The 26,988-nt window shown below is 49.6% G+C and carries 15 protein-coding genes; 10 read left to right on the forward strand and 5 right to left on the reverse strand.

The window, feature by feature from the left end; translation table 11 throughout:
• Nucleotides 1–138: 138 nt before the first annotated feature.
• Both DXT99_RS21790 and DXT99_RS21795 read right to left on the reverse strand, forming a co-directional pair.
• The gene (locus tag DXT99_RS21790) at nucleotides 139–1,035 is read right to left on the reverse strand and encodes an alpha/beta hydrolase (protein ID WP_115567713.1); all 897 of its coding nucleotides are present in this window, start codon (nucleotides 1,033–1,035) and stop codon (nucleotides 139–141) included.
• Between the two features lie 134 nt (nucleotides 1,036–1,169).
• Complete coding sequence (locus tag DXT99_RS21795) at nucleotides 1,170–2,039, reverse strand: sugar phosphate isomerase/epimerase family protein (RefSeq protein ID WP_115567714.1); 870 nt, start codon at nucleotides 2,037–2,039, stop codon at nucleotides 1,170–1,172.
• Nucleotides 2,040–2,230: 191 nt separating this feature from the next.
• On the opposite strand from DXT99_RS21795, the gene DXT99_RS21800 reads away from it, so the two are divergent.
• The 5 genes from DXT99_RS21800 (at nucleotide 2,231) to DXT99_RS21820 (ending at nucleotide 8,522) form a co-directional block, all read left to right on the forward strand.
• Complete coding sequence (locus tag DXT99_RS21800) at nucleotides 2,231–2,602, forward strand: DUF7009 family protein (RefSeq protein WP_246000939.1); 372 nt, start codon at nucleotides 2,231–2,233, stop codon at nucleotides 2,600–2,602.
• Nucleotides 2,603–2,823: 221 nt separating this feature from the next.
• The gene (locus DXT99_RS21805; RefSeq protein WP_115567716.1) at nucleotides 2,824–3,717 is read left to right on the forward strand and encodes a LysR family transcriptional regulator; all 894 of its coding nucleotides are present in this window, start codon (nucleotides 2,824–2,826) and stop codon (nucleotides 3,715–3,717) included.
• Nucleotides 3,718–4,123: 406 nt separating this feature from the next.
• Nucleotides 4,124–4,759 carry a peroxiredoxin gene (locus tag DXT99_RS21810; RefSeq protein ID WP_115567717.1) on the forward strand — a complete coding sequence of 212 codons (636 nt, stop codon included), beginning with the start codon at nucleotides 4,124–4,126 and terminating at the stop codon, nucleotides 4,757–4,759.
• 6 nt (nucleotides 4,760–4,765) lie between these two features.
• The gene (locus DXT99_RS21815; RefSeq protein ID WP_115567718.1) at nucleotides 4,766–6,574 is read left to right on the forward strand and encodes an assimilatory sulfite reductase (NADPH) flavoprotein subunit; all 1,809 of its coding nucleotides are present in this window, start codon (nucleotides 4,766–4,768) and stop codon (nucleotides 6,572–6,574) included.
• 232 nt (nucleotides 6,575–6,806) lie between these two features.
• Nucleotides 6,807–8,522: an NADPH-dependent assimilatory sulfite reductase hemoprotein subunit gene (locus tag DXT99_RS21820; protein WP_115567719.1), complete on the forward strand. Its 1,716-nt coding sequence runs from the start codon at nucleotides 6,807–6,809 to the stop codon at nucleotides 8,520–8,522.
• Between the two features lie 263 nt (nucleotides 8,523–8,785).
• Here DXT99_RS21820 and DXT99_RS21825 read toward each other — a convergent pair whose 3' ends face one another.
• Entirely contained in the window at nucleotides 8,786–10,123 is a 1,338-nt protein-coding gene (locus DXT99_RS21825; RefSeq protein WP_115567720.1) for a hypothetical protein, read from the reverse strand.
• A 404-nt stretch (nucleotides 10,124–10,527) separates the two neighbouring features.
• On the opposite strand from DXT99_RS21825, the gene DXT99_RS21830 reads away from it, so the two are divergent.
• The 5 genes from DXT99_RS21830 (at nucleotide 10,528) to DXT99_RS21850 (ending at nucleotide 25,692) form a co-directional block, all read left to right on the forward strand.
• Nucleotides 10,528–11,733, forward strand: coding sequence for a proline dehydrogenase family protein (locus tag DXT99_RS21830; protein WP_115567742.1), 1,206 nt, complete (start codon nucleotides 10,528–10,530; stop codon nucleotides 11,731–11,733).
• Between the two features lie 255 nt (nucleotides 11,734–11,988).
• Entirely contained in the window at nucleotides 11,989–13,803 is a 1,815-nt protein-coding gene (locus DXT99_RS21835; protein ID WP_115567721.1) for a hypothetical protein, read from the forward strand.
• Nucleotides 13,804–13,926: 123 nt separating this feature from the next.
• Entirely contained in the window at nucleotides 13,927–14,253 is a 327-nt protein-coding gene (locus DXT99_RS21840) for a 6-pyruvoyl trahydropterin synthase family protein (RefSeq protein WP_246000940.1), read from the forward strand.
• Nucleotides 14,254–15,234: 981 nt separating this feature from the next.
• Nucleotides 15,235–24,720, forward strand: a complete 9,486-nt coding sequence (locus DXT99_RS21845; protein WP_181885216.1) for a gliding motility-associated C-terminal domain-containing protein — start codon at nucleotides 15,235–15,237, stop codon at nucleotides 24,718–24,720.
• 24 nt (nucleotides 24,721–24,744) lie between these two features.
• Nucleotides 24,745–25,692 (forward strand): PorP/SprF family type IX secretion system membrane protein, encoded by a 948-nt coding sequence (locus DXT99_RS21850; protein WP_115567723.1) that lies wholly within the window; start codon nucleotides 24,745–24,747, stop codon nucleotides 25,690–25,692.
• 140 nt (nucleotides 25,693–25,832) lie between these two features.
• Here the strand turns inward: DXT99_RS21850 and DXT99_RS21855 are convergent, their stop codons facing one another.
• Nucleotides 25,833–26,015 carry a DUF1059 domain-containing protein gene (locus DXT99_RS21855; protein ID WP_115567724.1) on the reverse strand — a complete coding sequence of 61 codons (183 nt, stop codon included), beginning with the start codon at nucleotides 26,013–26,015 and terminating at the stop codon, nucleotides 25,833–25,835.
• A 307-nt stretch (nucleotides 26,016–26,322) separates the two neighbouring features.
• Nucleotides 26,323–26,955 carry a PDC sensor domain-containing protein gene (locus DXT99_RS21860; protein WP_115567725.1) on the reverse strand — a complete coding sequence of 211 codons (633 nt, stop codon included), beginning with the start codon at nucleotides 26,953–26,955 and terminating at the stop codon, nucleotides 26,323–26,325.
• Nucleotides 26,956–26,988: the final 33 nt, after the last annotated feature.

Raw genomic sequence — 26,988 nt, forward strand, 5'->3', positions numbered from 1 at the left:
CCACATGCATAGCCTGATCATCACAAATCTTAGTTTATCCTGCGGCGATTGGCGAGGCTTGTACTATCGTCGTTAACTAGAAGCTTTTTGAAGCTATCGGAAAAGTGTTCTGTTTCAATAGCACCCAACCTGAGCAAATTAAGGCACGGCAACACCGTTATCCTTCAATACATCATGCAAGAATAACACATGGTAGGGCAGCGCATTTCCCCAATACTCCCAGGTATGCGCGCCGGGTCTTTCTATATAAACGTGAGGCGTTTCATTGGCCAGTAAAAGGCGGTGCAACTCCCGGTTTGTTTCTATCAGGAAATCATCCACGCCACAGTCAATCATCAGCCTCACATCATTTGCTTTTATCTGGTCTGTCAGGCCTACTGCCGTGTAAGCCGGGTATGGATGAGGCTGATCCTGTGGAGGCCCTAATAACCGTGCAAAATTCTGAGCACGAAGTTCTGCAAACTCAGCGGGCACTTTCCAGGTTGCCGTGTTGATGTCCATTACCCCACTCATGCTTCCTGCCGCACAGAAAACATCCGGGTGTTTGGTCGTGATATAAACAGCACCGTGCCCGCCCATAGAGAGGCCGGCTATCACCCTGCCATTACGGTCCCGAACCGTCCGGTAAGTTCCATCTATTTTTTCTATCAGTTCTTTTGAAATAAAGGTTTCGTATTGGCTGCTTTTATCTGTAGGGCTGTCGAAGTAGTAACTGGTAGGTCCCGCATCCGGGGTAACAATGAGGATCTTGTATTCATCGGCCAGGCGGTGGAGCAGTGCTTTGTCCGGTGTTTTGCTTAGCCAGTCGCGGTAACTGCCGGTGCCACCGTGCAGCAGGTAAAGCACCGGGTACCTATTCTTTGACTTTTTATATCCGGCAGGAACCACTACGGCAGCTTTAATTTTCTTCTGCATCGAAGAACTGGTGATTTCCAGCGTATCTACTTGGGCAGCAAAAGAAGTTTCAGAGGAACCTGTCCAGCAGAGACTAATGCAGAACAGTATGAGCCATGTTCTGGGTATGGTAAAGGGCATGGTACGGAATTAATTTAAATCGATGTCACTGTGCATGTCAGCTGTGATTCAGCAGGAGAATTATCTTCACAGAAAGCCTGTTCGGTTTTCTGAAATACATGCTGTTGCTGCTTCCCTGTATTTGAGGTAAAGCGTTATTGCTTATTTCCCTGATAAACCTCCTGCAGTTGCTGCGTCAGGAACTTATGGGCATTTGGTATTTCTTCTTCAGGGTTATTCACACGCCCCTCAATAAACATGGGGCCACTGTACCCGATGGATTTTAAAGCCTGGAAGTAAGGTCTGAAGTCTTCGCCTACCACGCCGGGCAGCGTTCGGTTTTCCTCTTCCGCAATCTCCACATACACAATCACATTGCCCGCATCGATGATATGCTGCGGTGGCTCATTTTCTTTCATCATGTGGTAAATGTCGGCATTCAGCCTGAAGTTAGGATGATTGGCTCCTTTTACCACGCCGGCTGCTTCCTCGAGCGTGGTCAGGAAGTTGGTTTCTGTGCTGTTCAGGTTTTCCAAAGCGACTGTGATACCGTGTTTCTGAGCAGCCTGCCCTATCTTGCGGGCTAGCTGGGTAAAGTCTTTTGTTGCTTTTTGGTAGTCATAGTTCTCCGGCAGCTTTCGTGCGCCTCCGCTCCCTAAAACAATCACGGGCACTCCTGCCTTTTTTGCTCTTTGGAACACCTGATCTGCATAGGCCAACACCTTTTTCTCATCCACCTCAGGCCCTGCTATTTTCAGGTCAGAGGGGAAAAAGACATTACATACGTACACTTTTGTTTTTGCATCTTTTATTCGCTGCACATTCGTCTGGAATTCAGCTTCTGTTAAGGCAGGTCCCAGCATTCTTCCTACAGACTCACCCTGCATTTCGAAACCGGATGCATACAGCAGGCTATCCTTGTCAAGGGAGGCCATCATGCCCAGCTTTGGAATTTCCTGCGCTTCAGCGCGGAATCCCTGCAAGGCGCAAAAGGATAGCAATAACACATAAAATAAAGCTCTCATATAGTCAATTTTTAATAGTATGACCCGATTTAGAAATGCCACAGTATGAACTGTAACTAAAGCTATACATTTTTTAGGATAATCTTATACTAAATCTGCTTTACCTGAAAGATGATACAAGTTCCTATAATATATCGAGTCTTAACTTTTTTGTACCTTTCCGTCTGGATTATCTGACTATGAAGATTAGAATGAGCGAGAACTCCCTCAGGTTGCGGCTCATGCAGCAGGAGGTGGAGCAGTTTAACAGGGAAGGTAAGGTGATGACCGCAACGCATTTGGGTCCGTCGCTGACGCAAATTCTTCGCTACTCCCTGATAAAAGACGAGGGAGCCGAAGTAGTGACAGCCACTTTTATCTCCAACAACATTGAGGTGTTTGTCCCGGCAAAATTAGGAGAAGAGTGGGCACAGACAAATCGGGTTGGCCTGGATGTACAGATGCCGTTTGGAGAAGGAAGGCACCTGTACATCCTGATAGAGAAAGACTTCAAGTGCCTGCAGGAGAGACCACATGAAGATGAATCGGATGCCTTTCCAAATCCACTGGACATGAAATGCTGAGCCAGCAGGAGCCTGACAGGATATCCTGTATCTGTAGCTTTGCGTAGTACCGCAGCGGAGAACAGCATTAAACCCATTTCCCTAAATGAGAAGCTGTGGGGCTTGACAGGATTGGCTGCCAGCAAAAATTTCAACGCTAGCTTTCCACATGGAACAAATCATAGTTGCACAAGCTTTATAAGCATTCGCTACCGATTCTGTAAATATGGTTATACTTGCACATGTTTGATTTCCGTCTGAAAGTCTTTTACACTGTGGCCAGGAGGCTCAATTTCACTAAAGCTGCTGAAGAACTGCTCATATCCCAGCCTGCCGTAACAAAGCACATCAAGGAGTTGGAAAGTCAGTTTAACCTGGCACTCTTTGACAGAAGAGGAAACAAAGTGCTGCTATCACCTGCCGGAGAGATTCTGTTAAAACATACAGAAGCCATGCAGGAAATTTACCGACAGGTGGAGTTTGATTTAAACCAACTGAACCACACATTAAAGGGTGTGCTGCACGTGGGGTCCAGCACATCCATCACCCAATATATATTACCCCCCTTGCTGGCCCGCTTTCATAGCATACACCAGGAAGTGAAAGTGGAACTGCTCAGTGGCAATACCGAGCAGATTGAACAGGCACTGCTGGATAAAAAGATCGAAGTGGGCGTTGTGGAGGGAAAATCCAAGCGCAGGGAAATCCATTACACCCCCTTTCTGAAAGATGAAATTGTGCTGGTGTGCAGCAGCAAAAACCCGCTGTCAAAAAAGGAAGAAGTAAGGCCGGAGGAGCTCCGAAAAATCCCTCTTTTACTCAGAGAACCAGGCTCCGGCACGTTGGAAGTAATTGCGGATGCCCTGAAGCAAGAAGGGATTCGCCTTGCTGATTTGGATATTGAAATGCAGTTGGGGAGCACAGAAGCAATCAAGTCTTACCTGCAGCACTCTGATTGCGCCGCTTTCTTATCCATACACGCTATCCTGAAAGAACTGGAAAGCGGAACACTCAAAGTAATTGAGATCAAAAAGCTGCCGATCCACCGTCATTTTTACTTCATCACACCCCAGGGCCCGGAAAGTGGTCTGGCTTCTCTTTTGATCCGTTTTCTGGTCCGAAACCATAATGTTTAATTATTGGCAGAAGCAGCTGCATAGTTCATTTGTAATGCCAAATCTCCCAACCATACAGATGTAGAAATAGAGAAGGCTTGTTCTCTCATGCTGCTCTAGCAAGCGTCTGGATGGTGTTTTGCTTTCTTTCTACCACCCTCCTGCTGTTCACGCTGCCATAACAACTTACAATTCCCTTATCAGTTAATCTTCCCTTCTTCTCGCACTACTATAACCTTAAGTTATCCTAAATCATTTTTTACAATTGGCCTTTCCTGCTATTCTGCCGTACTTTTGGGTATGTACATAGAAAACAGAAGTCGATAGATATAGCTTTTTTGTATGTACAAAATGAAAAACCTATAAGAAGGTCTTTGAAGTATAAGTAGAAAACGGATACAAATTCAATCTATAAATTAATAACACTATGAGTTTAAGAATCGGAGATGACGCACCAAACTTTACAGCCCAAACTACAGAAGGCGAAATAGATTACCACCAATGGCTGGGAGACAGCTGGGGAATACTTTATTCGCACCCTGCGGATTTTACACCGGTTTGCACAACAGAGCTTGGCCGCACAGCGCAGTTAAAAGATGAGTTCGCCAAAAGAGACACGAAGGTGATTGCTGTTAGTGTGGATGAACTGGATTCGCATCATGAATGGGTAAAAGACATCAACGAAACACAGAACACGAATGTTGAATTTCCCATCATCGCCGATGTAGATAAAAATGTGGCCACTTTATATAACATGATCCACCCGAACGCCTCTACCAGCGCGACCGTGCGATCAGTTTACTTTATTGGCCCTGATAAAAAAATAAAAGCGAATATTACCTATCCGGCTTCTACAGGAAGAAACTTCCAGGAGATACTAAGAGTAATTGACTCGCTTCAACTGACAGCCAACTACAGCGTAGCCACTCCGGCAGATTGGAAAGAAGGCCAGGATGTGATCATTTCGCCTTCCATCAAACAGGAAGACGTGGAAGCCAAATTTCCAAAAGGACACAAAGTAGTAAAACCATACCTGCGGTATACACCACAACCAAACAAATAAGCTTTGATGGATTTAATGAAGGGATTGGCAAGAGGGCCGTTTTCTGATAAGCAGGCAGCACAACTAAATGAAGCACTGTCCGGATTAGATTCCGGGCAGCTTCAGTGGTTGTGCGGCTATATTACAGGTGTGTCTCAATCAACGCCTGCAGGGGCTGATAATACAGCTGTGCCTGCTGTTGCAGCAGTAGCAGCAGAGACACCTAAATTACAGATTTTGTATGGCAGCCACACCGGGAACAGCGAAGCGTTGGCAAATAACCTGGCACAGCGGGCGAAAGCACAAGGCGTAGAAGCGGAGGTTTCGGATATGGCTACCTTTAAAACCAGGGATTTAAAGAAGATCACCAATCTGGCGGTGCTGGTAAGCACGCATGGTATAGGCGAGCCTCCTGTACAAGCCGAGGATTTCTATAATTTCCTTCACAGCAAAAAAGCGCCGGATCTTTCCCATGTTAAATTCTCTGTGCTTGCCCTTGGCGACAGCAGTTACGTGGACTTCTGCCAGACAGGAAAGGCCTTTGATGCAGCGCTTGAAAAACTGGGTGCACAGCGCATCAGCCCACGGGTAGACTGTGATGTTGATTTTGAGGATTTGGCTGAGGCATGGCAGAATTCTTTTCTCCAGCAAATAGCGCAGACCTCAGGTGCAAATCCTGCGGCGGAAGCAAAAAGCAATGAGGCGGCTCCGGCAGCACAAACCCAATACTCCAGGAAGAATCCTTTTGAGGCAACTATACTCGAAAAGATTAACCTGAACGGAAAAGGATCATCCAAGGAAACCATACACCTGGAGCTGAGCCTGGAAGGTTCCGGCTTGCAGTATGAGCCCGGTGACGCCCTCGGTGTGTATGGCACCAATTCACCCTCTTTGATAGAAGGTGTGCTGCAAACTACTAATCTTTCGGGTGATGAAGTGGTGCAGGGCCATAACGGCGAGAAAACACTGGCCGAAGCACTGACTTACGACTATGAGCTCAGCCCGCTTTCCAGTGTCACCTTAGCCAAATATGCGGAGCTAACAGGAAGCACCAGGTTAAAGGGCATCCTGGCAGACAATGAGAAGGTGCTGGAGTACCTGCATGGGCGGGATATACTGGATTTACTGAAGGAGGTGCCGTACAAACTGAAGGCAAACGACCTGCTGTCGGTGTTGCGGAAAAACATGCCACGGATGTATTCCATTGCCTCAGCTCAGGCTGCGGTAGAAGATGAAGTACACCTGCTCGTGTCTGTTGTCCGGTACCAGGCGTATGGCCGTAACAAAGAAGGGCTTTGTTCTGCTACACTGGCCGATCGGTTTAAGGTAGATGATAAAGTAAAGGTTTTTGTAGATAAGAACACCCGCTTTAAACTTCCAAAAGATGCTGACACCCCTGTTATTATGGTGGGCCCAGGCACGGGAGTAGCTCCTTTCAGAGCCTTTATGCAGCACCGTGAGGTAGAGGAGCACACAGGCAAGTCCTGGCTTTTCTTCGGCGACCGCAATTTCACGACTGATTTTCTTTACCAGACAGAGTGGCAGCAGTACCTGAAAGAAGGCGTCCTGACAAAAGCGGATGTGGCTTTCTCCAGAGACCAGGAGCAGAAGCACTATGTGCAGCACAGAATGCTGGAAAACGGAAAAGAACTGTATAACTGGCTGGAAGACGGAGCGCATTTTTATGTATGCGGGGAGGCAAAGCGAATGGCGAAAGATGTGCACAACACACTAAAGGAAATCATAGAACAGCACGGAGGTGTTACGCATGAAAAAGCGGAAGAGTATATCAAGCACCTTCAGATAGCAAACCGTTACCAGACGGATATCTATTAACAGTAGCTGTTCAGGTAAATTCACACGCTACAAGCCATCATCACAAGAGGGTCTACTAAACTCAAGTTGCGATTATTCTTTTGTAGCTGAAATGAACCCACCCCTACCCCTCCGAGGAGGGGAATCTTTCTTCTAGACCGAAATTCCCCTCTTGGGAGGGGTAGGGGTGGGTCTTCAACGGTAGCGAAACAGTGAAAGGAGTATACCGCAACCTGAATCAAAAACAAACAACATGGAAGAGCAATTAGAGAAGCAGAAATTATCTGCTGATGAATATATAAAAGAGAAAAGTGATTTCCTGCGGGGAACCATCAAGGAGAGTTTGAGCAACCCGCTGACGGGGGCGCTGGATCCTGATGATGTAAAGCTGATCAAGTACCACGGTTCTTACCAGCAGTATGACCGGGACCTGGACAGTGAGCGAAAAAAGCAGAAGTTGGAGCCTTTATACCAATTCATGGTGAGAGTGAGAGTGCCGGGAGGCATCACCACACCGGAGCAGTGGGTGGCGCTGGATGCACTTTCTGATAAGTATGGTAATGGCACCATGAAGCTGACCACTAGGCAGTCTTTCCAGTTTCATGGTATACTAAAGCGTGACCTGAAGCCAGGCATCAAGGCGATAAACGACACCTTGCTGAGCACCATCGCTACCTGCGGGGACGTCAACAGGAATGTGATGTGCAATCCTAATCCGTACCAGTCGCAGATACAAGAAGAGGTATATGGTATTGCGGCACACATAAGCGAATACTTTACGCCTAAAACGACAGCCTACCACGAAATATGGCTGGACCAGGAAAAGATAAGCGGCACCCCGGACAGAGAGCCTTTATACGGCGAAACATATCTGCCCCGTAAATTTAAAACTGCGATAACCGTTCCCCCAAGAAACGACATCGATGTTTTTGCCAATGATTTAGGCCTTATCGCGATCGAAGAGAACAACGAACTGCTGGGATTCAATGTCTGCGTGGGTGGTGGCCTGGGCAGTACGTTTGGAGACCAGACCACTTATGCACGCCTGGCGGATGTGATAGGCTTTGTGCCGAAAGAGAAGGTAATAGAGGTGGCAGAAACTGTTATCGCTATCCAGCGGGACTACGGCAACCGCGCCAACAGGAGAAACTCCAGGCTAAAGTACACCATCGATAAGAGAGGTTTGGAATGGTTTGCAGAGGAGCTGAATACCCGCTTAGGCTGGGAGTTAGAGAGCCCGAGGTCTTACCATTTCGATACAAACGGAGACAAGTACGGCTGGCTGAAAGGCACCAACGGCAAGTGGTTTTATACCCTGTTCGTGGAAAACGGAAGGGTGAAAGATGAGAAAGGCTACGAACTTAAGAAAGCATTAAGAGAAGTGGCTCTTATCCTGAATGGAGACATGCGCCTCACCGGAAATCAAAACCTGATTATCGGAAATGTAGAAGAAAAGGACAAGGACGCGATTGAGGTTATTCTGGCGCAACATGGCGTATTGAATAATCCGAAGTTAACGGGCCTCCGGTTAAGTTCTATGGCCTGCGTGGCATTGAACACCTGTAGCCTCGCCTTTGCAGAATCAGAGCGTTATTTGCCTTCCCTCATCGATAAACTGGATGTCCTGCTAACAAAAAACGGTCTGGAAACAGATGAAATCACTATCCGGATGACAGGCTGTCCGAATGGCTGTGGCCGGTCGCCTATAGGTGAAATTGGACTTGTAGGCCGTGCCATCGGCAGGTATAACCTTTACCTGGGCGCCAGCCATAACGGAGACAGGCTGAATACCTTATACAAAGAAATGCTTTCCGAAGAGGCCATTATAGAAGCCCTTGACCCAATCTTTTCGGCCTATGCGCAGGAAAGGGAAAAGGGGGAGCATTTTGGTGACTTTGTTGTGAGAAAAGGAGTAGTGGAAGTGACTGACCGGCCCGTAAGAGTATTGAGCTTAAGCGAAAAAGAGTAAAGGGCTGTGCTTTATAGATTTTAAGGAGTAGCAAGTATAGCAGACGGTTAGGCTATTCTCCATCTTGATAGCGCAGATTTTTAGTTCTTGTTTATAATCGAAGGGGCTGTCCAGCATATATGGACAGCCCCTTCAAATTTAAGCAGCACGGAGGAAGAGGCTATGGTTCTACCTCATGCACGTTAGTAATAAAGTACTTCCCTGAGTTGATTCCTTCCACCAGGTCTTGAACAGTTTTTGACTGAAACACCTTCAGCAGGTGATCACGCTACTGGTATCAGATGCATTGCCTGTTGCTTTTTTAGAGGCTTGCCTTCCCCGGCTGCAGGTTCCTTTTCAGTCTTCAACTGACTCATAAAAAGCAGGCCTAAACCGATGGGCATCGGGATACTGAAGAAGAACATCAGCAGATTGAAGGAAGGTATAAAAGGCAGCCCCAACCACAGGAGCGTACCATGCAGGAACATCAGCAGCTCTGTGCTGAAGAAGCCAAGCAGCAGCAATATCAAGCCAGATTTTCCGTATTTGCCCAGGCGATAAAGCCCTAGTTGTAGCATGGCCCCAAACAGGAAAAGCGATACAAAGCCGATGAGCGACAGGTGCAGGTACCCGATGATGAAATAGCGCACGCGGTACGCCAGGTTCGCCATAGCAGGCAAGGCAGAAGCGGCCTGCAACGCCAGCTTCACCACGAAAAAGAACATGGCCAGCCCCATCAGCAACTGTACCCAGGGCTTCAGCACGGCTATTACCTGCTGGCGCACCTCCCAGAGCAGCTTCAGTAACAGGTACAGCGCCATGAGCTGCATCAGTCCAGCTGCCCCTCCTATCCAGTACACCACAGTTGCAGGCTTCGCCCAAAGCACGGATAGCGCAACGGCAGGCACGCAGGCCACGGCTAAAAGCCAGAAAGCGTTTATAGCTAGTTTTTTTGAGTAAGCGATGTGATGATGCTCCAGGAACCAGAACAGCATACCCAGCACGGCAAACGTAAACCAGCCATTGTACTGGAAATGCAGGTAAAAGTAGATGGCTGAGTAGTATAAAGTGCCGCCAGAATTGCCCGTCGCCAGAATGGGGCCCATTGCCCAGGGACCTATGGAAGAGAACACCAGGAACAGCAAACTGGCGCCAAGGTATTGCAAGGCTGTACTATACTTCTGCTGTAATGCACCATCGCGCTTTGCCTGTTTCCAGAAGGTATAGGCAAACCAGTAGCTCAGCAGAATGTGCATGGTGGAGAAGATGATGGAAAGCAGCGCATATCCCTGTACCGGAAAACCCAGCATCATGCCCACTACTGACACCTGCGTCAGGAAGAACTGCCATTTGAAAGACTTCCGCCCTTTATCCGTTTGGGCAGGGAACATGTACAGCAGCACCGCGAAAAAAGCACAGTAGAGCCAGCCCAACAGCGCCACATGCGAGTGCCCATGCAGCACATACTTGTAGTTAATGCCAACTACGGGGGCTACCAGCAACCAACGGAGCAACAGCCCCATGGCAGCAACCAGTGCAAAATAAGCCAGGGCTACTCTGCCTCTTGTTGCAGCCACTGCAAAATGCGGGCTCCCCTTTATCCTTTCTTCCTGTAACAGCATCGCTTCCTATTTTTCAGCGCCACCTGTCTCTCAGGCAGATACTTTATACCTGCCTTTAACTTTACCCGGCACAATACAAAAATAAGCTAACACACTGGTGCATAAAATGATATATATATCATGCTGCTTCCTGCCATGGAGGAGAGGCAGGGAAACTACATCAGCACGAGCGTACTGCAACTCAACTAATGACTTTTATCATTTTTAGGGTTGACAGAACTCATTCAAATGCTGCGGAACGTCCCCTACCTTGGTGGCTAAAACATGTGCCATCACACCTGCTTTATGCTTTTCACCCTACATACAAAGACACTCCACATACTAAAGACACCACTGATGGCAGGCACTGTCTGCTGCTTACCTGCTATGAGAGAACATACTAAAAGGACTTAGTCGACATGATCATGAACAACACTTTTATTTTACGCTGTGTAAGGCACTTCAACCCGGAGAACCTGCAGGTAGCCTTCAGGACTAAAAAAGACAGCGACCTCAGGCTGGCGCACTGGCTCTTCCGCCTGATGGGCAACACCACCCTTACGAGGCTGGGAGGAGCGGCCACACGAGAGTGGGTTAGGTTAGGCTTACCCTTTAAAGCATTGTTCACTAACTCAGTATACCGCCATTTCTGCGGAGGCGAGACTGTGCAGGAAGCGCAGCAGGCAATTGAAAAACTGAAAGCGGCGCGCGTACAAACAGTGCTGGATCATGCTGCCAGGGTGACGGAAACAGAAGAAGGTTTCGAAAAGGTGCAGGAGGAGGTGCTGCGCAACATAGCGCTTGCCAGTCAAACCCGTTCCTTTTCGCTCATCAGCATCAAGCTCACTGGCATCGGGTACAAAGACATCTTCCGGAAACTGGCAGCAGGCACAACCCTGACACCTGAAGAGCAAAGCGCCCTTGCACGCACCGAAAAACGACTGGACACAATCTGCCAGGCGGCGGCGGAGGCAAACGTAACTGTTTACTTCGACGCTGAGGAAAGCTGGCTACAACCCCCGATAGATGCGCTGGCAGAAAAGATGATGCTGCGCTACAACAAACAGCGGGCTGTGGTTTTCAACACACTGCAGATGTACCGTACCGATCGGCTTAACTACCTGAGCAACTTACTCCAGCGCCTGGAGAGCCAGGAGGTAATGGCAGGCATTAAATTAGTGCGCGGAGCCTACCTGGAGAAAGAGCAGGAAAGAGCCCGCAAACATGGCTATGCGTCTCCGGTGTTTTCTAACAAAGTTGATACCGACCACAGCTACAACAGCGCCATCGACATTTGCCTCGATCATCTGAAGCACGCAGCATTCTGCGCCGCCACTCACAACGAATACAGCACCCATTACCTGACCCGTCGCATCAGGAAGGGGGAATTAAACCGCTTCCGTGAACGCATTCATTTCTCGCAGTTTTACGGTATGAGCGACAACCTCACTTTCAACCTTGCAGATGCCGGCTACAACACCTCTAAATATTTGCCTTATGGTGATGTGGCTACAGCTGTTCCCTACCTCATCCGGCGGGCAGAGGACAACCCCTCCATTGCCGGGCAAATGAACAGAGAACTGAAACTGCTGGAGCGGGAAATGCGCAGACGCAAGCTTAGCGAAGCATAGCTGCTCCATTAAGCTATAGAATTATATCATAAACAACTGCTGACATGTCAATGAAAACAACCTTGGGAATTACACCAGTTATTGGGTGAAAAAACAGACCCACCCCTGCCCCTCCGAGGAGGGGAATTTTTACTCTAGCAGGAATTCCCCTCCTCGGAGGGGCAGGGGTGGGTCCTTTCACTTTACTAACAACCCGGGCTATTTAAACAAGACACAGCAGCAACAAATAAATTAACCAATCATACTATCAACGTAATGCAACAGAACACATTACACACCTTCCATTTGCCAGTTATGGGGCTGGCTTTTTCTATTGATTCACCTCTTAAAGTGGCGCAATACGGTATTTCTTCAGTGATATCGCTCAGCGATGATGCCCTGCTGGAGCAGATGCGGGAATATTATAGCGGCATCTATCAAGAACCTTTTGTGCCTATCTCTTCTAAAGAAGAAGACTACCGCGCCAGGCGCGTAACTGCTTACCTGAACCTGCTGGATATAGTGGTAACAGAGCAGATTGCCCAAATAAAAAAGGAGCAGTTTGAGCCGGGAACAAAACTCACCAAATACTTCATGCTGCTACCGGACAGTTCCCCGGTAAGAGGACTGTACCTGCAGATGCTGGAAGAAGAGGACCCGACGCTAAAGCAGGAGTTGCAGAAAACACTGCGGGATTCCATTGTGCCGGGAAGCATTGATGTGAACATCATGACCAAACTGGACAGGACCAACTACGGCAGCGATGGGGAGCCGCTGCCGCAGGAGTTTTCTGATGCGCTGGCTGCTTTCCGTGGCTTTGCCAGAAGCACAGTGCAGTCGGCGGTGGTTTTTTCTGCGGGCATGAACATGCGCCTCTTCAGCTACATCGAACAGTTTCCTGAGTTTATTCCGGACAACGACGGCAACATCCACAAGAAGATTATCATCAAGGTAAGCGACTACCGTTCGGCACTTGTTCAGGGGAAGATTATGGCGAAAAAAGGGCTTTGGGTATCGGAGTTCCGGATAGAGTCTGGCTTGAACTGTGGTGGCCATGCATTTGCGACTGATGGCTTCCTGCTGGGCCCGATTCTGGAGGAGTTCAAGGAAAACAGGGAGGCCTTGCAGGTAGAACTGTACAGCCTGTTCTGCTCAGCACTCGCCAGCAAAGGCACACACGTACCCCGCACAGTGCCACCCATTCGCATTACCGTGCAGGGCGGCATTGGCACCGCAGAGGAGCATGCGTTTTTGATGAAGCACTATAACGTGCATGCTACCGGCTGGGGTACCCCCTTCCTTCTAGTGCCCGAAGCCACTACTGTAGATGAGGACACACTGCAGAAACTTTTAAAGGCAGAAGCCGGTGATCTGTTTCTGAGCCCGATTTCTCCCCTCGGCGTGCCTTTTAACTCTTTGCGTGGCACCAGCAGCGAAGAACTGAAGAACCTTCGTATTGAAAAGGGCAAGCCTGGTAGTCCCTGTGCAAAGAAACACCTGGTGTCGAACAGCGATTATACAAAGGAACCGGTCTGCACGGCATCCCGCCAGTACCAGCGCCGGAAATTGGACGAGCTAGCCGCTCAGGGCCTGTCGCAGGACGAGTACAAGACGGAGGAAGCAAAGGTACTGGTAAAAGAGTGCCTCTGCGAGGGCCTGGCGAATACAGCTTTGCTGGTAGCCGGCATCAGTAAGAAAGCCAGCACCAAAGCCGTGGCGATTTGCCCTGGCCCAAACCTGGCTTTCTTTTCCGGTGTTTTTACGCTGCAGGAGATGGTCGACCATATCTACGGCCGCTTCAACGCCCTGAACCAGACGTACCGCCCGCACATGTTCATCAACGAACTGAAGATGTACATCGACTACTGGCAAAACAAAAAGGAGGAGCAACTGGACACGCTTACCACAAAACAGCAAAAGTACCTGCAGAGCTTTTGGTTAGAGCTGCGGAAAGGCATAAACTATTATAAGCAGTTGGCACCGATCATGTTAGGCAAAGACAAGGAGAAAGAGGTGCTGTTTCTGGATGAACTGTTGGAAGCTGAAGACCAGCTGATATCCTCTAAACTGGAGCATCATACTGCCATATGACCAAAATCAGGCTTACCCGTCTGTCTCTTTTAGATTGAGACGGCACACGCACTGCAAAACTACTAAGGGCCATGCCGTAACATACACGGACATTCCTATAAACTGGAAATAACGGTTATCGGGGTGCCTTTAGTAGAGGAGGAGCATCCTGAAAACGGCATGGTCATGGACTTCAGAGATATAAAGAACCTGGTGCAGAATCTAATCCTGCACCAGGTTGACCACGCCTTGCTTCTGTGCGCAGACAGTTCGCCGGAGTTAATACAGGCGCTGCACAACCAGGATTACAAACTGGTACTCACTCCTTATCAGCCGACATGCGAGAACATGCTGATTGACTTTAAAGCCCGGCTCATGCATAAACTACCGGATGGCGTACAGCTACATCACCTAAAGCTCTGGGAAACACAAAATGCCTTTGCAGAGTGGTATGCTTCTGATCAGGTATAAGTGCACCCGACTAGCGCCAACATACATTTCTTCTGAGACCTCCAAAGCTTTGGTTCTGGAGGTTTTCTTTTGCCCGCTTCTCACCCATACTTCCACAGCAGGCACTTCCACTCTGAGCTACGACAAGGGTAGCAGCGTGATTAAAATACTCAATTTTTGTATTAATCAAATGATAAATAAAGTTGTTTCAGCTTAACCGCTCCACTACTATACATCATTTGTCCTATCCCGCAAAAGCTACAATACAATTTTAAGTTTGACGCAACAACGGCTGCCACAAAAGAAATTTATAACTCATTTGTTTATTCAAGTTTTACCTCTTTAACTCTATCGCAGCTTATCTATATTGTAAAAATCATACTATATCACCCTATATAATAATAACATGGCACCTATTATTAAATTATTTATTTTTCTACCTACTTATTAAGTTTTAATATATACTTCAGCTATATTTAAATATCGAAATACCAACCTGACAGATGGCTATATACCCCTAGCAGGAATGTCACTAAAACAGGTTGAACAAATTTTTAAATATAATACAAAACAAAATTTATTTCTAAATATCACTTTAAACGTATGACAGCAACTCTACCTCCCCCCTTTCGCCTGGTTTTATCCATGGCACTGTTATGGTTTCTTCAGTTGGTGAGTATACAGAACCTGTATGCACAGACAAACAGCTCGTACATAGTAGACCTGACCGGATCGCCTAACGGCACTTGGGTCTCTCCTAATGTAAGTAGAAACGGGAGTTTCTGTGAAGCTGATAACAGTAATAACTGCATTGAATTTGTTGTTACGCTGGATAAGAATGCAGGCGGTCTAGAAATTGAAATTTCTTCTGGCGCAACACCGTCAGGTGCAATGGATTACCGGTTGAATTGCGGAACCCTAACAGCAGTAGGACCACCTATCTGTGTTGATGGTCCAGGCCCGCATAGGATTACACTCTGCAAACCTGGTAACTCTTCGAATGTGTATACCATCAGATCCATTGCTGCCTTCGAGCCACAGGGTGATGTCTCGGTAACAGCAGGTTGTACAGCTGAGTTAAAAGCGCCCATCGCTTTTGAGGAGGCGTCCATTACCTGGAACGATATTACAGGAGGAGGTATCTACAATGAGTATTTAAGCTTCCCGAATGGTAACTCTACCGCCATTGTAACGCCCGATGACAACGCCCCTGAATATGTTGATTATGAGGTTTGCGGCAGGTCAGTAGCCTCGCCATGTTCCAGCTTACCTTACTGCGATGTGGTGCGGGTTTACTTTTACAAGCAGCCGGTAGTTACCATCGGACCTGACCCGGCTATCATCTGCCCTGGCGGCAGCGGTGTTGAACTCCTGGGTAATGTGACAGGTGGTGATGGCGATTTTGACTACATCTGGACGGACGGTGCTGGCAACGAAGTAGGAAATGCATTGAACTACACTGCGACTACTGTCGGAACGTATACCCTGGAGGTAAGAAACACAAACTACCCGAACTGCCAGAAGTTTTCTGCTTCTGTTGATGTAGTAACGAACCTGACAGTGAATGCCGGGCCAGACCAGCTTGTCTGCTCACAAAACCCGGTTCAACTGGCAGGTGCGGTAACGGCGGCAACAGGCGGTATCTGGAGTGGAGGAAGCGGAACATATTCGGATAGAACCGCTTTGAACGCAGTTTATACGCCTTCCGCAGCTGACATAAGCGCAGGCGCTGTGAGGCTGACATTAACCTCTACAGGCAACGGTTCCTGTACCGCTGTAACTGATGAGGTACTCGTAAGTTTCTATAACATGGATGTGAGCCTTACAGGCCCAAATCTAAATCTCGTTTGTGACGGAAACCTGGCAACCATTACAGCAAGCGTAACCGGCGCACAAGGTACAGTCGCCTATCGTTGGAACACAGGTGAAACTACTGCAGCTATCAGTAACAAGCCAGCCGGCACTTATACCGTAACGGTTCTCGACGGAAACAACTGTGCCATCGAGAAATCAATCACGATAACCCAAGCGACAGGCCCAACTGCACTGGAAGCCTCTCTGAAAGCCTCCACCTGTGGCAACAGCAACGGTGAAATAAACATAACCGGCGTAACAGGCGGCACCTCCGGCTATACCTACAGTAGAAATGGCAGCACTTTCCAGAGCGCCTCTACTTTCACGGGGCTGGCAGCTGGAAACTATACCATCACTGTGAAAGATAGAAACCAGTGTACGTTTGCTCAGTCTTTCACTTTAACGAACAGCGCCGGACCTACGGCTGTAGCGGCAACTTCCCTTCCCGCGAGCTGCCAGAATAACGACGGCAGCATTAACGTAGGCACTGTAACAGGCGGCACAGCTCCTTATGAGTATGCTGTAGGAAACAGCGCCTTCCAGACTTCTACTGCCTTTACAGGTTTAGCCGCGGGAACTTATATCGTGACGGCTAAAGACGCTAACGGTTGTTTGAAAACCACCTCCGTTATCGTTACGACAAGCATACCAACTAACTTTACCAGCAACGCTACCGCTGCCACGTGCGGCAGCAACAACGGAGAAGTGACAGTAACCGGCGTAACAGGTGGCATTGCTCCTTATTCCTACAGCAAGAATGGAGGCACTTTCCAGAGCTCGGCGACTTTACAGAACCTGTTGCCCGGTACCCACACCATCACTGTAAAAGATGCCAAAGGCTGTACCATCTCCCGCCAGGTGCAGATAGGCAACGTTCCCGGACCAACTGACCTTGTTGCTGCCGTTCAGGCAGCAACCTGCGGTAGCAGCAACGGCGAGATTACGGTAACAGATGTTACCGGCGGCACAGGCTCTTATACTTACAGCGAGAACGGAATTGATTTTCAGTCTTCCGCTGTCTTCTCTGGTCTGGCGATTGGCGCCCATACCATCACAGTGAAAGACGAGAAAGGCTGTACCTATAGCGAAGACGTTGCCGTGGGCAACATTGCCGGTCCGACTTTCACTGCTACAGCTCGGGCCTCTACCTGCAGCAACAACAACGGCAGCATCAGCGTCAGCAACGTGGCTGGCGGCGTTGGTCCTTATACCTATAGCAAGGACGGTGAGAACTACCAGGATGGCACCACGTTTTCGAACCTGGAAGCCGACACCTATACGATTCGCGTAAAGGATGCCAATGGTTGCGTAGGCGCCACTACAGTAGTAGTGGAAGACTTAGCCGGACCTTCCGGTTTAGAACTGGAGATTTTTGCTGCTACCTGCGGCAGCAGCAACGGCTATTTCCGTGTGCTTGGAGTAACCGGCGGTAACGGAACGTATATGTATGCCAGAAACGATGTTCCTTTCCAGGAGTTTAACACCTTTGGTTCACTAACACCAGGAGAATACACCATAACTGTTAGAGATGAGAATAACTGCACCTACACTGAAAGCTTAACTATACCTGGTTTACCCGGCCCCGGTGATATCGCCGGTACTGTAAAGTCCTCTACCTGCAGCCAGAGCAACGGTGAAATAGCCATCACCGAAGTGATAGGTGGCAGCAGCCCATACAAGTACAGTAAAGATGGTGGTACTACTTATCAGGGAAGCAATGTTTTTACAGGTTTAGCAGCAGGCACACACACCATCACAGTAACAGATAGAATAGGATGTATACTGGTAAGAGACTTTACCATCTCCGATATAGCCGGCCCTACGGCGGTGGCAGCCACCTCACTACCTGCCTCTTGTGCCAATAACGACGGCACCATTACGGCAGGAACTGTAACGGGCGGAACGGGTTCTTACACCTACTCCATCGACGGCAGCAACTTCCAGTCTGAGACAGTTTTCGCAAATGTAGCATCCGGCACCTATACGCTTACTGCAAAAGACGCCAAAGGATGTACAGTGACCAGACAGGTCACCGTAGCGAAATCACAGCCTACTAACTTCACCTTCACTACTACTTCTTCCTCCTGTGGCAACAGCAACGGAGAAATAACTGTGACGGGTGTAACAGGAGGGAAAGCCTCTTATAAGTATAGCAAAGACGGCATAAACTTCCAGGATGCTTCCAGATTTACAGGCCTGCTCGCCGGCACGTACACCATCACGGTAAAAGACGCGAAGGGCTGTACGTATGCAAAACAGGTGCAGGTGAGCAACGTTACTGGCCCTACTGGTTTAACGGCTACTGCCCAGGCCTCTACCTGCGGCAACCGCAACGGCCAGATTGTGATAAGCGCAGTAACAGGCGGCACCTCCCCATACACCTATAGCATTGACGGCACAAACTTCCAGGATTCAGACACATTCGCTAACCTGTTGGCTGGCACATATGCCATCACCGTGAAAGATGACAAAGGCTGCGTATACACAGAAGAAGTGGTGGTAACGAACATCGCAGGACCTGAGTTTACTGCAGCGGCACAAGCCTCTACCTGCGGCAACAGCAACGGCCGCATTACCATCAGCGGCGTGACAGGCGGAACAGCTCCGTTCTCCTACAGCAAAGACGGCACAAATTTCCAGGATGGCACTACCTTCTCCGCTCTGGCGGCGGGAGATTATATCATCACGGTAAAAGACGACAACGGCTGCTTGTCTGAAAAGACGGTAACTGTCGGCAACATTGCCGGACCAACAGACTTTACGCTTGCCAACACTTCCGCTACCTGCGGCGGCAATAACGGTAAGCTGGAAGTAACAGGCGTAACCGGAGGAACAGAAGATTATACCTACTCCATCAACGGCGGCAGCTTTCAAAGCGCAGCAGCCTTCGAAGCGCTGAGAGCGGGCAACTACACTGTAACGGTAAAAGATGCCAATGGCTGTATCATCAGCAAAAGTGTTACTGTCAATAACGTGGCCGGTCCAACTAACCTTGCCGCCAGCCTGACAGCATCCACCTGCGGAAACAGCAACGGCGAACTGACGATAACAAGCGTAACCGGAGGAACAGAAGATTATACTTACAGCAAAGACGGTGTGAACTTCCAGGCTTCTGCCACTTTCACGGCACTGGCAGCCGGCCAGCACGCGATTACGGTGAAAGACGACAACGGGTGTACATTCGTGAAATCATTTACCATCACCAACATCGCAGGACCAACAGCTGTGGCAGCAACTTCACAGCCGGCTAGCTGCCAGAATAACGACGGCAGCATCATAGCAGGCACGGTAACAGGCGGAACAGCTTCTTACACCTACTCTATCGACGGCAGCAACTTTCAGACAAGCACAACGTTCTCTGCAGTTGCTGCAGGCACCTATACGCTTACTGCCAAAGATGACAACGAATGTACGGTAAGCACACAGGTGACGGTAGGCACTAATGTTCCTACCCGCTTTACCAGCACCAGCACCGCCTCTACCTGCGGCAACAGCAACGGTCAGTTTACCATTACGGGTGTAACTGGCGGAACGGCTCCTTATACCTATAGCAAGGACGGCGGCGCAACCTTCCAGGATGCTGCTACCTTTACAGCCCTTGCTGCCGGCACTTACCAGGTAAGAGTAAAAGACGCTAAGGGCTGCACGTACACTAGTTCAGTGGAGGTAAGCAATGTTGCAGGACCTGTTTTCACAGCCACGGCGCAGTCCTCTACATGCGGTAACAGCAACGGTCGCATCACCATCAGCAACGTGACAGGCGGAACAGCTCCGTTCTCCTACAGCAAAGACGGCACAAATTTCCAGGATGGCACTACCTTCAGCGGGTTGGCTGCTGACACTTACAGGATTACCGTAAAAGATGAAAACGGCTGCCAGAGCACTGTTTCTGTAGAACTGGAAAACATCCCGGGCCCGACAGACTTTACCGTAGCCTCTGCCTCCTCCAGCTGTGGCCGTAGCAACGGCAGCATCACGGCCAGCGCCGTAGCAGGCGGAACAGCTCCTTACAAGTACTCCATCGACGGCACCAACTTCCAGGATGCAGCGGCCTTCACCACAGTACGGGCAGGCAATTACACTGTAACGGTGAAAGATTACAACGGCTGTATCATCAGCAAGAGTGTAACAGTAAGTGATGTCGCCGGACCAACCAATCTTTCCGCCAGCCTTACCGCAAGCACTTGTGGCGATAGCAACGGAGAATTGACTATAACAAGCGTAACCGGAGGAACAGAAGACTACACCTACAGCAAAGACGGTGTGAACTTCCAGGCTTCTGCCACTTTCACGGCACTGGCAGCAGGGCAGCACACGATTACGGTGAAAGACGACAACGGGTGTACCTTCGTGAAATCATTTACCATCACCAACATCGCAGGACCTACGGCAGTGGCAGCAACTTCTCAGCCAGCGAGCTGCCAGAATAACGACGGAACCATCACTGCTGGCACGGTAACAGGCGGAACGGCACCTTACTCTTACTCTATCAACGGCAGCAGCTTCCAGTCTGAGACAGCTTTTGCAGGTGTAGCTTCTGGAACCTACACGCTTACTGTTGAAGATGACAATGGCTGTACGGTGAGCACCGAGGTAACAGTAGGCCAGAACATCCCGACCAGTTTCACCAGCACAACCACCGCCTCTACCTGCGGCGGCAGTGATGGCCAGTTGACGATAACGGGTGTTACCGGTGGAAAGGCTCCTTATTCCTATAGCATAGACGGCACCAACTTCCAGGATGCTGCTACATTTACAGCCCTGGCTGCCGGCGCTCATGCCATTACGGTGAAAGACGACAACGGCTGTACTTATACAAACCAGGTGCAGGTAAATAACCTGTCTGGCCCATCCGACCTGGTGGCTTCTGTTAGAGCCAGCACTTGCGGAGACCCTAACGGCACAATAACTATCACGTCTGTTAGCGGTGGAAATGCTTCTTATACTTATTCCCTGGATGGTGAAAACTTCCAGAATGGGGCCTCTTTTGCTGCGCTGGCAGCCGGTGAGTACCAGGTAAGTGTAAAAGATGCTAATGGCTGTGTGTACACAGAAGAAGTAGCCGTAACAGATATCGCTGCTCCAGCCTTCACAGCAACGGCACAGGCTTCTACCTGCGGCAACAGCAACGGTAGCATCACCATCAGTGACATTACAGGCGGAACGGCTTCGTTCTCGTTCAGCAAAGATGGCGAGAACTTCCAGGCTGGGAATGTTTTCAGCGGATTAGCTGCCGGCACTTATAACATCACAGTAAAAGACGCCAACGGTTGCCAGGGCACTGTAGCTGTAGAGCTGGAAAACATCCCTGGCCCGACAGACTTTACTTTAGCCTCCACCTCCTCTACCTGCGGCGGCAGCAATGGCAGCATTACAGCCAGTGACGTTACAGGCGGAACAGCTCCTTACAGCTATAGCATAGACGGAACCAACTTCCAGGATGCAGCAGCTTTTGAAACAGTACGGGCAGGCGACTATACGCTAACAGTGAAAGACGCCAACGGATGTATCATCAGCAAAAGTGTAAGTGTAAGTGATATCGCCGGACCAACCAATCTTTCCGCCAGCCTCACCGCAAGCACTTGTGGCGACAGCAACGGAGAGTTGACGATAACAGGTGTAACCGGAGGAACAGAAGACTATACCTACAGCAAAGACGGGGTGAACTTCCAGGCTTCTGCCACCTTCACGGCACTGGCAGCCGGGCAGCACGCGATAACGGTGAAAGACGCAAACGGGTGTACATTCGTGAAATCATTTACCATCACTAACATTGCAGGCCCAACAGCTGTAGCAGCAACTTCACTACCTGCCACTTGTGCCGACAACGACGGTACCATCACAGCAGGCACTGTAACAGGCGGAACGGCACCTTACTCTTACTCTATCAACGGCAGCAGCTTCCAGTCTGAGACAGCTTTTGCCGGAGTAGCTTCCGGAACCTATACGCTTACTGTTAAAGATGACAACGAGTGTACCGTGAGCACCGAGGTAACAGTAGGCCAAAATGTTCCAACCAGCTTTACCAGCACTACCACCGCCTCTACCTGTGGCGAAAGCAACGGGCAGTTTACTATCACGGGTGTAACTGGCGGAACGGCTCCTTATAGCTACAGCACCGACGGCAGTACTTTCCAGAGCACGGCTACTTTCACGGCACTGGCTGCCGGAGTGTATGAGGTGACGGTGAAAGACGCCAAGGGCTGTGTGTTTACTGACGAAGTACAACTCAACAATGTAGCGGGCCCTGCTTTCACGGCAACGGCACAAGCTGCCACTTGTGGCAACAGCAACGGTCAGGTAACAGCAAGTGAGGTAACCGGTGGAACAGCACCTTATACTTATAGTATAGATGGCGAAACCTTCCAGGCCGCTGCCACTTTCAGCAACCTGGATGCAGGAACGTACTACATCACAACCCAGGACGCCGAAGGCTGCAGCACAACACAGTCTGTAGAAGTAGAAAACATCACCGGACCAAGTGAGTTCGAACTGCTGGCAACTGCCTCTACCTGCGGCAACAGCACCGGCAGCATTACAGCCAGTGCAGTAACCGACGGTACAGCGCCTTATAGCTACTCCATCAACGGCACCGACTTCCAGGCAGCAGCAACATTTGAAGCCCTGGCAGCGGGAGAATACACTGTAACTGTGAAAGACGCCAACGGCTGTACCATTGAAAAGATAACGGTAGTTGAGAATGTGAACGGACCAACAGACTTTACAGCCAGCACCGTTTCTTCTTTCTGCGGTAACTCTAACGGGGAGGTAACAGTTGGTGACGTGACAGGCGGAGTTGCTCCTTATACTTACAGCAAAGACGGCGCTACTTTCCAGGCTTCCACTACCCTGACAGGCTTGGCGGCTGGCGACCACACTATCATTGTGAAGGATGCCAACGGCTGTACGTCCAGCAAGTCCTTTACCATCACTGACGTGGCAGGACCTTCAGCGCTGGTGGCTACGCCAAAGGTTGCTACCTGCGCCGGCAACGACGGCAGCATTATGGTGGGTGAGGTAACAGGTGGAACTGCTCCTTATGCTTATTCACTGGATGGCGTGAACTACCAGTCTGCTACCATGTTCACCGCACTGGCTCCACAGGAGTATGAGGTGTATGTGAAAGACGCCAACGACTGCAGCACATCTATAACGGTTGCTGTTGGCTCTCAGGCACTGCAGGAGGCAACACTTGCTGCCACTCCAACAGGCTGCGCGACAAGCACTGGTACTATCACAGTAACGGAAGTGACAGGCGGAACAGCACCATACGCTTACAGCCTGAACGGCAGTACTTACCAGGCAGCGGCTCTGTTCGAAAACCTGGCAGCTGGCGCCTACACTATCACAGTGAAAGATGCAGCAGGCTGTGTGCTTAGCCGCTCCCAGGATGTTGTGAGCACGGGAGGAGCAACTTCCCTGACGGCTACCACCACAAACTCCAGCTGCGGCAGTGCAGACGGAAGCATCACCATCAGCAACGTGAACGGTGGCAGAAGCCCTTACACCTATAGCGTAGGCAAAAGCCCTTACACTTTCAGCTCAGAAGAAACCATTTTCCAGGAGCAGGCAGTGTTTACGAACCTTACCGCAGGCAACTACCAGATTTTTGTTAAAGATGCGGCAGGATGTATTTACGAGCAGACAACCACTATCAACAGCAATGACGAACTGGGCAACCTGCAGGTAAATGCAACGCCGGATGGCTGTGACCAGAATAGCGGACAGGTGCTTGTATCTGGCCTTACAGGCGGCACAGCCCCTTACACTTACTCGCTGGATGGTGTGAACTTCCAGGCTTCCTCCACCTTCACAGGTGTGGCCGCGGGCCAGTATGAGCTGACGGTAAAAGATGCCACCAACTGCAGCATCACAACTACAGTGGAAGTAGGAACGGTAAGCAGCACACTAGCAGATGTAAAAGACGAGACCTGCTTTGGAGCAGCTGACGGCGAAATTGCCATCGCAGTGACAGGCGCAACAGACGAGACTGAGTACAGCATCGACAACGGCGCCAGCTACCAGAAAGAAGCGGTGTTCTCTAACCTGCCGAGAGGAGTTTACCAGGTCATCACCAGGTTCTCCGCCACCTGCTCTATCACCCTCGGAACAGTAGAGGTAACAGGACCGGCGGAAATAGTTGCCACGGTAACACCACTGACTAAATCACTTGGTTTGGAGAACACAGGCAGCGCTGCTGTCACCAAGGCAGAAGGAGGCGCAAAACCTTATACTTACAAAGTAGACAACGGCGACTTTACCACAGCTACGGAGTTTAACAACCTGAGCAGCGGCACGCACACCCTCTTGGTGAAAGACGCGAATGGCTGTACCACGGAAGTAACCTTCACCATTGAAGCGCTTGATGACATCGAATTCCCGAACGGCTTTACGCCAAACGGCGATGGCCTGAATGACAAATGGGCAATCAAGAACCTCTCTACCCTTTACCCGCGCTGCAGAGTAACCGTGTACAACCGCTGGGGTAGCCTGGTGTTTGAATCCATAGGCTACAACAGAGAGTGGGATGGCACCTACAACGGTAAGAAGCTGCCGGATGGCACCTACTACAGCATCATAGAGTTTGGCGACGGCCGGGCTCCAATGAAGAAGTCTTTGACCATCATGCGCTAACCTCAAACTTATTATTGAATCGTTATGAAAAAATACAGTATAATTTTCCTCTTTCTGCTCTTTGCCTCGGCTGCAGTTGCCCAGCAGAAAGCTTTGTACAGCCAGTATATGACCAATTATTTCCTGCTAAACCCGGCTGTTGCCGGGTATAGCAGAGACATGAACTTTAAAGCAGGCTACCGCAACCAGTGGACGGGTTTTGAGGGCGCGCCCTCTACCTTTTACGTGAGCGGGGAAGCGGAGGTGTTCCAGGACAGGCGCAGGAAAAGTAGAAGAGGCAAGCCTTACCATGGTGCCGGGGGGTATATCTACAAGGATATCACCGGCCCCACAAGCCGTACAGGAGTGCTGGCTTCCTACGCTTACCACGTACCGCTAACCAGAGACATATACCTGTCGTCGGGTGTGTTTGCGGGGGTGCAGCAGTACAGCTTTCATGCAGATAAGATACAGCTGGCTGATGGCTCCAACGATCGGGACCCTGTAACCAGCGGCGGCAACGAATCGGTTTTTATGCCCGACCTGAGCGTGGGTACTTTTTTACACTCAGATGAGTTCTTTGTAGGAGTATCGCTTTTCCAGGTGCTCGGAAACAAGATATTTGAGTTTGAAAATTCGCAGACGCCCAGCCGCCTGACCCGCCACCTGTTTGTTTCGGGTGGGTACAACTTTGAAATAAACAGAAATATCATGCTGGCCCCCTCTGTGTTGCTAAAGTACGCAAGCCCTGCTCCCCTGCAGGCTGACCTGAACATGAAAGGCATCTACGATTTCAGGAACAGGCGCATAGGCCAAAGCGACAAAGCATGGGTGGGCCTTTCGTATCGCACCGAGGATGCCGTTGTAGGGCTCCTGGGGTTTGAGTTTATGGATCAGTACGAGCTAAGCTACTCTTACGACATCACAGTGTCCCCGATGAGGCACCACAGCTCCGGCTCGCACGAAATCATGTTAGGCTTCCGCGTAAAGTAGTCAGATTTAGCCCCTCATACTTTAAAATAAAACCTCCAGCACAAAAGTGTTGGAGGTTTTATTTTTTCAAAAGCATCCACCTCTCGCTAAGATTGTCCTGCTTTCTGAATTCCGTGAAAATGCATCGATGGGAAATCGCCTCAACATTCTTCCCCATCGTCTCTGATCAGGGCTTTTAATCGTGCTGTCAGATCAGGGCTTTCTGTAAGGCCATGAACTTCACGCGCGTGTTTGGTGGCGTCATCCAATACTTCCTGTTCCGTATTCGCACGGATTTCACCTTTGCAATCAAATCCGGCGTCGCTACACTTTAATGTTTTCATCTTGTTGCAGGTTATAGGTTGAAAATATTTACCAAAGGACCTGTTCAAACGAAGTTCTTTCTGCTGTTAGAATTCGCTTCACCAGCCCCTATAATAGTATACAACCTGATTCAGGATAAGTTGAAAAACACAGACAAACCTTCTTTTTTATCTGGTTAACCATACAGGATTGCCTGTAAAGTAATGCCTCCACCGGAATAAAGTGGTTTGTATCCTCTATTCCACTGGCGCAGGTGTAACCCAACCTGGCCTAAGGCCCAGGAATGGTAGACGCAAGTGAGAACGCCTTATCCTATCCCAATAAGTGTTACTCCTCCACCTGCACTTCTGCCTGCTCTTGCTGCAGTGGCGGGGCAGGTCGGTAAACGGCCAGCAGTGTGCCCACTTTTGAGTTCAGGCCCATGACAGGCGAAACGACCACCACCCGCTCCTGATTCGAATCATCTACAACGGTAGAGTCAATCGTTAGGTACTCCGGGTTGAAATGATCAGAGAAGGCGGCCCCGGTAAAGTTCTGATCGGTGGAACTGATGATGGTACCGTCTGCATCTGCGACTACCAGTAAGGCGAATCTTTCTTCCTGCACAAACTGGAACAGATACTGATCGACCTGCTCTGTGTTGCCTGCCAGCAGGGCTGTTCTCAAGGCCCAGGAAAAAGGCTTCATCAGTGTCTCGAGCAGGTACCTGTTATTCTCCGTTATCTGCTGGTTGGCTCTCTCAATAACAGCTGCCCGCTCCTGCGCTGCCTGCTCCCGCACATCGCTCAACTGAGACTCCTTGTACAGGTACAGCCCTAACATAAGGAGCAGCAAAATAAGCGGAATAAAAACAACAGGCTTCTTTAACTGTGCCACATACTTATTCCCGCCTGGTCTGTCTGCTGAATTTCTGTAGGTGTTTTCAGGGGCACGTTTCGGAGGGTTGTTGTCATTATCCATAGTTGATCTGCTTTTTAGAATTCGTTAGATTTT

This window comes from Pontibacter diazotrophicus, assembly GCF_003367245.1.
GTDB classification, from domain to species: Bacteria; Bacteroidota; Bacteroidia; order Cytophagales; family Hymenobacteraceae; genus Pontibacter; species Pontibacter diazotrophicus.

Excerpts from the sequence above, each read along its gene's own strand:
- DXT99_RS21850 (WP_115567723.1), top strand. The coding sequence starts at position 24,745 with ATGAAAAAATACAGTATAATTTTCCTCTTTCTGCTCTTTGCCTCGGCT.
- DXT99_RS21815 (WP_115567718.1), top strand. The coding sequence starts at position 4,766 with ATGGATTTAATGAAGGGATTGGCAAGAGGGCCGTTTTCTGATAAGCAG.
- DXT99_RS21820 (WP_115567719.1), top strand. The coding sequence starts at position 6,807 with ATGGAAGAGCAATTAGAGAAGCAGAAATTATCTGCTGATGAATATATA.
- DXT99_RS21800 (WP_246000939.1), top strand. The coding sequence starts at position 2,231 with ATGAGCGAGAACTCCCTCAGGTTGCGGCTCATGCAGCAGGAGGTGGAG.
- DXT99_RS21825 (WP_115567720.1), bottom strand. The coding sequence starts at position 10,123 with ATGCTGTTACAGGAAGAAAGGATAAAGGGGAGCCCGCATTTTGCAGTG.
- DXT99_RS21810 (WP_115567717.1), top strand. The coding sequence starts at position 4,124 with ATGAGTTTAAGAATCGGAGATGACGCACCAAACTTTACAGCCCAAACT.
- DXT99_RS21855 (WP_115567724.1), bottom strand. The coding sequence starts at position 26,015 with ATGAAAACATTAAAGTGTAGCGACGCCGGATTTGATTGCAAAGGTGAA.
- DXT99_RS21830 (WP_115567742.1), top strand. The coding sequence starts at position 10,528 with ATGAACAACACTTTTATTTTACGCTGTGTAAGGCACTTCAACCCGGAG.
- DXT99_RS21805 (WP_115567716.1), top strand. The coding sequence starts at position 2,824 with ATGTTTGATTTCCGTCTGAAAGTCTTTTACACTGTGGCCAGGAGGCTC.
- DXT99_RS21790 (WP_115567713.1), bottom strand. The coding sequence starts at position 1,035 with ATGCCCTTTACCATACCCAGAACATGGCTCATACTGTTCTGCATTAGT.
- DXT99_RS21795 (WP_115567714.1), bottom strand. The coding sequence starts at position 2,039 with ATGAGAGCTTTATTTTATGTGTTATTGCTATCCTTTTGCGCCTTGCAG.
- DXT99_RS21860 (WP_115567725.1), bottom strand. The coding sequence starts at position 26,955 with ATGGATAATGACAACAACCCTCCGAAACGTGCCCCTGAAAACACCTAC.
- DXT99_RS21835 (WP_115567721.1), top strand. The coding sequence starts at position 11,989 with ATGCAACAGAACACATTACACACCTTCCATTTGCCAGTTATGGGGCTG.